5 protein-coding genes are annotated in these 6,351 nt (G+C 71.3%); all 5 read right to left on the bottom strand.

The genetic code is table 11. The features are described from left to right. Positions 1-285 precede the first annotated feature (285 nt). Positions 286-2,412 (bottom strand): TonB-dependent siderophore receptor, encoded by a 2,127-nt coding sequence (locus tag ACLBX8_RS18155; RefSeq protein ID WP_447715590.1) that lies wholly within the window; start codon positions 2,410-2,412, stop codon positions 286-288. Positions 2,413-2,872: 460 nt separating this feature from the next. Continuing rightward, positions 2,873-3,160 carry a hypothetical protein gene (locus ACLBX8_RS18150; RefSeq protein WP_020094334.1) on the bottom strand — a complete coding sequence of 96 codons (288 nt, stop codon included), beginning with the start codon at positions 3,158-3,160 and terminating at the stop codon, positions 2,873-2,875. A gap of 98 nt (positions 3,161-3,258) precedes the next feature. Next, complete coding sequence (locus ACLBX8_RS18145; protein WP_447700736.1) at positions 3,259-3,603, bottom strand: AtuA-related protein; 345 nt, start codon at positions 3,601-3,603, stop codon at positions 3,259-3,261. Positions 3,604-3,621: 18 nt separating this feature from the next. Continuing rightward, positions 3,622-4,959 (bottom strand): acyclic terpene utilization AtuA family protein, encoded by a 1,338-nt coding sequence (locus tag ACLBX8_RS18140; protein WP_447715589.1) that lies wholly within the window; start codon positions 4,957-4,959, stop codon positions 3,622-3,624. Positions 4,960-4,985: 26 nt separating this feature from the next. Further along, positions 4,986-6,311, bottom strand: coding sequence for a CitMHS family transporter (locus ACLBX8_RS18135; RefSeq protein WP_447715588.1), 1,326 nt, complete (start codon positions 6,309-6,311; stop codon positions 4,986-4,988). Positions 6,312-6,351: the final 40 nt, after the last annotated feature.

The raw sequence follows: 6,351 nt of genomic DNA, 5'->3' as shown, positions 1-6,351 counted from the left end.
TCCGGGCGCGGGCCCTTCCGCGAGGGCCCGCGTCGATCCCGACAGGACGGCGCCGATCTCTGCTCCCGCGCGCGGGACGAGGGGCCGCGGCGGCGGCGGGGACCCGGAGCGCGCGGCGCTCCCGGTCCGCGGCGGGCGCAGGGGTGCGTCGGATCAGGGATCGCGCGCCGATCCGGCCGGGATCACGGCGGCGGGGTCACGGCGGCCGTCCGACGCGGATGCCCGGGCGCGGTCCCGCCGCGTCCGGACCCGCCGCCCCGCGTGGGGCGGCCGCCGGCGAGAGGCTCACCACCGGTATGTGAGCGTCCCGAACACGTTGCGCGGCTCGCTGTACCGGCAGCCATTCACCGTGACGCAGGTGACGTAGGAATGGTCGAGGACGTTGCGGGCGTTGATCTGGGCGCGCCATCCCTTGAGGCTCGGGTCGGCGACGCCGAAATCGTAGAGCGCCACGAGGTCGAACAGGGTCGCCGCGCGCGAGTCGAAGGTCGCGCCCGAGATGTTCGAGCTCCCGACGTAGCGCACGCCGCCGCCGAGCCGCAGGCCCGGGATCCCGAACAGGCCCATGTCGTAGGTGCCGAACACGCCGGCCTGGTTGTAGGGCACGAGGTCGAGGCGCTGGTTGAAGTTCGCCGCGACCGTGGTCCGCGTCTGCCGGGCATCGGTGTACGAGTAGGAGGCGACCGCCTCCAGCGGGCCGAAATTCGTCCGCGCCTCGGCCTCGAAGCCCTGCGAGCGGACCTGCCCGGCCTGCGTGCTGAAGACCGGGTTGACCGGGTCCGCCACCAGCGCGTTCGTCTGGTTGATCCGGTAGAACGCGGCGCTGAGCAGGGTGTCGGCGCCCGGGACCTCCCAGCGCAGGCCGCCCTCGTACTGCTCGCCGAGCGACGGCTGGAAGGGATTGCCGTTCCGGTCGGTGACCGCGAAGGTCTGGAAGGACTGGCTGTAGGAGACGTAGGGCGCCAGCCCGTAATCGCCGAGATAGAGCAGGCCGAGCCGCCCGCTGAAGGCGCTGTCGTTCTGATCGAGCTGCGCGCCGGTGCGGTAGGTGAGGACCTGCGTGCGCGCGAAGTCCTGGCGGCCGCCGGCCAGGAAGACGAAGCGGTCGAACCTGACCTGATCCTGGACGTAGATACCGACTTGGTCGAGCAGGCTCTTCGAGCCGGTGTTGATCGCGTAATTGATCCGCGGGTAGGTCAGGCCGTAGACCGGGGCGTAGACGTTCAGATTGCCGACGGTGCCGTTGGTGTAGCGCTCCGAGTTCAGGAAGCTGCGGTAGTAGTCGATGCCGGTCAGCAGCGTGTGCGCGGTCGGGCCGATGACGAACTTCGTCTCGAGCGAGGTGTCCGACGCCACGCCCGTCGCGTTCTCGTTGCGCATGCTGATGCCGCGCGTCGCGACCTGCCGGTTCGCCAGCAGCCCGTTCGGGAGCAGGTAGTCCCAGTCGACCCCCGACTGGTAGTAGCGCAGGGCGTGGCGCAGCCGGACCGAGTCCGAGAAGGCGTGGTCGATCTGGTAGCCGATCGCGCCCGACCGGGAATCGAAGCGATCGAAGGCGGGCTCGCCGTAGAACCGGTCGATGGCGAAGCGGGGGAACCGGCCGTTGGGCAGCAGCGTGCCGACCGCCGAGAGCGGCGGCTGGAAGCGCGTGTGGATCTCCTGATAGTAGCCGAGCAGCGTGACGGAGGTCGCCGTCGACGGCCGCCACGTGATCGCGGGCGCGATGTAGCGCTTGTCGTCGGGCGTGTACGCGAGATAGCTGTCGCTGTTCCGGATCAGCCCGGTCAGCCGGTACGACCACGCGCCGTCGTCGGTGAGCGGTCCGGTGAAATCGCCCGACACTTCCTTGCGATTGTACTGGCCGAAGGTGACGTTCATCTCGTTGAACGGCGTCTGGAGCGGATGCTTGCTGACGGCGTTGACGATGCCGCCGGGCGAGAGCTGGCCGTACAGGATCGACGCCGCGCCCTTGAGGACCTCCAGGCGCTCCAGCCCGTACGGCTCCTGCGTCCCGTCATAGACGCCCGATTGCAGCTTCAGACCGTCGCGCAGCAGCCCCGAGTTGCCCGCCTCGACGGTGAATCCGCGGATCGTGAAACCGTCCGAGACCTTGGCGAAGCCGCCCACGGCCTGGCTGCTCAGGCCGGGCGTGTAGGCCAGGGCCTCGGCCAGCGTCGAGGCCCCCTCGTCGCGTATCTGACGGGCGCCCACGACGTTGATCGTCTGCGGCGTCTCGATGATCGGCGTGTCCGTCTTCGTGCCGGACGCGCTCGCCTTGGCGACGTAACCGTTGACCGGCCCGGTCGCCGTGTTGGGCGACAATCCTCCCTGTCCGACAACCTGGATCTCGTCGAGGGTGACAGCAGACTGCCCGCCGCTCACCGGCTGCGCGGCCAATTCGTCGGCGGGCAACGAGATACCGACGGCCGCCGACAGCAGGAGCGGCCCCCAAAACGGGAGGCGCTTCTGTGGTCGATCGGACGGAGCGGGAGCGAAATCGACGCACATGCAGGCAACTCTTGGGCGCTGCAGCCGCCGCGGTCGGATTCGGCTGCGAGACCTCCATCTGCGCGGCCGCCGTACAGGAACGCAATAGGTCAAGCTCGCCTGTGAGCCTATAACGGCAGTTCAGTTGCAGATCAGAGACAAAATCAACATGTAATAATTCTAATTTGCGAGATTTCCCCGGACCGCCCCGTCGGGACGAGTCGCGTGAGATCGGCGGAAACGAGTTGCGCGCAACCGCTCTACTGCGATGTGCTAGTCCTCGCAGGACAACCCGGCAGGGATGGCGGGATCGACGTGATCCGTGACGCGGGCGCGGGGGCCCGCCGAACATCGCCCGGCTCGGGGCCCGGCTCGGGGTCCGCTCTCAGACGGCCCAGTCCGCCGCCAGCGCGGCGGCCGCGTACCGGGCGCGCGCCGCGGCGTCGCGCGGGAGCCCGGCGCGCTCGCACCACGCCGCGAAGATCTCCGGCTCGACCGGCACGCGCACGACCTCGACGCCGCTGCGCTGCACCTCCCGTTCCATCTGCTCCGTGGCGACGCGCCAGGTCTCGTAGTCGGGGGGCAGCTTGGCGCCGTCCGCGAGGCTGGTGCGCAGGGCTGGGTACTGCTCCGGGGTGTACCAGGGCAGTCCGACGCGGCGGGGGCGGTCCATCTGGGCTCTTCGAACGGTCACGCTGAACGACCGTCAACGGTCATGGGCGGCCTCTGGTTCGAACCCGCATCGCGATCATGCCCCGGCGGCCTCGACCCTCACCGTCTCGGGCTTCCGCGTGCGGCTCGGCCGGCGCCAAGGTCCGGGATGTCCAGATCGAGGAGCGCGGCGCCGAGGCCCTTGCCGTGCGCGTCGAGGGCCAGGGAGCGGGTGACGCCGCCGCCGAGCGCGCCCGTGAGCACGAAGTTCAGCGCCCCGAGCTTCGGCAGCGCGTAGCGGGTCACGTCGCCGGTCACGATCCCGCGGAAATGCGCCCGCACCCGCTCGGCCGTGACGTGCGCCGCGAGGTGCTCGTAATCGGCCGCGTCGTAGGCGATCAGCGCGATGTTCGACGTGTTGCCCTTGTCGCCCGTGCGGGCATGGGCGAGCGTGCGCAGCTTCATCCTCGGGTCTCCCGGCTCTCAGGCTTCGACGACGTGCACGCGCGGCCGGGCGAGGGCGGCCGGGACTAGGACCGACTGCACCGCCACCACCTCGCGGGCCGATTTCCAGGCGCCGCCGCCGCCGGCCGGGCCGTTGGTGTAGAGCGTCTCGACCTCGTTGCCGATCCGCACGGCCTCGGCGTGGGTCTCGGTCCGCCCGGCGACCCGCAGGCGGACCTCGTAGGGCTCCCGCCCGCCCGACAGCGCCGCGCCGTGGAGCGCGTCGACGCCGATCAGGTCGCAGCGCAGCTCGGTCGTCGCCACGCCGGTGAGGGCGAGGCGCTCGCGCACCACCGACAGGGCGAGCCGGCCGCGGGCCAGGGCGCCGGGCCCGGCGTAGGAGATCTGCCCCTCGCCGATATAGGAATCCACGTACCCGACCGAGACCTTCAGGAGGCCCGTCGCCGGCGCGCCCGTCGCGCCGCGCACCCGGACGCGGTCGGGGCCGACCTGCTCCATCTCGACATCGGAGAAGTCGCCGACCACGTCCGGCTGGATGTAGCGCGCCGGGTCGTGCACCTCGTAGAGCAGCTGCTCCTTGCAGGTGGCGAGGCTGATCCGGCCGCCCGAGCCCGCGACCTTCGTGATCTCGACCGTGCCGTCCTCGGCCACGATTCCGATGGGGAAGCCGAGGCGCGCGAGGTCCGGTACGTCCTTGCAGCCCGGATCGGCGAAGTAGCCGCCGGTGATCTGGCCGGCGCATTCGAGGAGGTGGCCCGCGAGGGTGCCGCGGCCCAGGCGCTCCCAGTCGTCCATCGCCCAGCCGAAGGCGTGCACCAGGGGGGCCAGGAACAGGGCCGGATCGCCGACGCGGCCGGTGATGACCACGTCGGCGCCGTCCGCGAGGGCGGCCACGATCGGCGCCGCGCCGAGATAGGCGTTCGCCGAGACGACGCGGTTGCCGAGGCCGGCGACCGGCTCGCCGCTCTCCTCCAGGACGAAGTCGCCCGCCCGCACCGCGTCGAGCAGGTCGTCGCCGGTCACCGCGGCGATCCGCAGGCCGGCGAGGCCCAGCTCCCGCGCGAGCGCCCCGGCCTTCCGGGCGGCGGCGATCGGGTTGGCCGCGCCCATGTTGGTGACGATGCGGATGCCGCGGGCCCGGCACGGCCCGAGCACGGCCCGCAGGCGCGCCTCCAGCAGCGGATCGTAGCCGCCCTCGGGGTCGCGCAGCTTCGCCTGCTGCGCCAGCGCGATGGTGCGCTCGGCGAGGCACTCGAACACGAGGTAGTCGAGGTCGCCGCGCTCGGCGAGTTCGACGGCGGGCTCGATGCGGTCCCCGGCATAGCCGGCGCCGGCGCCGAGGCGGACGGTTCTCATGGCTCGCTCTCCGCTGTCAGAGGGGTTCAGATGGGGAAGACGCCGAAGACGACGCAGGCGAGGGTCATCACCACCGAGGCCGCCAGCAGGAACGGGAAGGTGAATCTCTGGTGGTCGGCGAGGTCGATCCCGGTCAGGCCGCAGACCAGGAAGGTCGCGGGCGTCAGCGGGCTGACGGGGAAGCCCGTCGTCATCTGGCCGAGCAGCGCCCCCTGGGCGACCTGCACCGGCGGGACGCCGAGCTGGTGGGCCACCTCCGCCACCACCGGCAGGACGCCGAAGTAGAACGAGTCCGGGTCGAACAGCATCGACAGGGGCATCGACACGAGGCCGAGCCCGAACGGGATGTGGCGCCCCATCTCGGGAGGCACGAAGGTGACGGCCGTCTGGGCCATGGCCCTGAGCATGCCGGTGCCCTGCATGATCCCCGTGAACACGCCGGCGGCGAGGAGGATCGAGGCCATCAGGATCGCGGCCCTGGCGTGCGCGTCGACGCGCTGCCGCTGGGCGTCGACCTGCGGGTAGTTGATGACCAGCGCGAGCGCCGTGCCGAGCATGAACATCAGCGCCGGCGGCACCTTCTCGGCCAGGAACACCATCGTCCCGAGGACCGCGGCCGTGAGGACGATGTTGATCCAGAAGCGGTCGGGCCGGCGCAGGGCCCGCTCCGCGTCGCTGAGGGTCCGGGCGGTCGTGGCCGGGCCGGGCGCGGCTCCCGCGGACCCCGTCGCCCCGGGGACGAGAGCCAGACGGCGCTCCTCCCGCAGGCCGAGCCAGTACGAGGCGGCGAAGATGAAGACGAGCCCGACCGCCTGAACCGGCACGAGGGGCGAGAAGATCTCGGGGATCGGCAGCTTGAGGGCCGCGGAGGCGCGGATCATCGGCCCGGTCCAGGGTAGGAAGTTCACGCCCGCCGCCATCGAGGCGGCGCAGGCCAGGATGCGCCGGTCGATGCCGACGCGGTCGTAGAGCGGCAGCATCGCCGGGATGGTGATCAGGAACGTCACCGCGCCCGACCCGTCGAGGTGGATCAGCAGCGCCAGCAGGGTGGTGCCGGGCACGATCCGGGTGGGGCGGGTGCCGACCCGGGCGAGGATCCGGTCGATGATCGGGTCGAGCATCCCGGCATCGCTGACGATGCCGAAGAACAGGATCGCGAACACGAACATGCCGACGACGCCCGCGAGGCTCTGCAGGCCCGCGAGGACGAACTTGCCGGTGTCGAATCCGAACCCGCCGATCAGGGCAGCCGCGACCGGGATGACGATCAGCGCCACGAGGGGCGACATCCGCTTGGTCAGGATGACGGCGAGCAGCAGCGCGATCGTGCACAGGCCGAGCAGGGCCAGCATCCGTTCCTCCCGTTGGCGCCGGCGCGGTTCGGATCCGCGC

The sequence above is a fragment of the Methylobacterium sp. D48H genome (assembly GCF_053345715.1).
Note: the sequence above shows the minus strand (reverse complement) of the source record. Positions and strands in the feature narration are given on the sequence as shown.

Excerpts from the sequence above, each read along its gene's own strand:
- ACLBX8_RS18140 (WP_447715589.1), bottom strand. The coding sequence starts at position 4,959 with ATGAGAACCGTCCGCCTCGGCGCCGGCGCCGGCTATGCCGGGGACCGC.
- ACLBX8_RS18135 (WP_447715588.1), bottom strand. The coding sequence starts at position 6,311 with ATGCTGGCCCTGCTCGGCCTGTGCACGATCGCGCTGCTGCTCGCCGTC.
- ACLBX8_RS18145 (WP_447700736.1), bottom strand. The coding sequence starts at position 3,603 with ATGAAGCTGCGCACGCTCGCCCATGCCCGCACGGGCGACAAGGGCAAC.
- ACLBX8_RS18150 (WP_020094334.1), bottom strand. The coding sequence starts at position 3,160 with ATGGACCGCCCCCGCCGCGTCGGACTGCCCTGGTACACCCCGGAGCAG.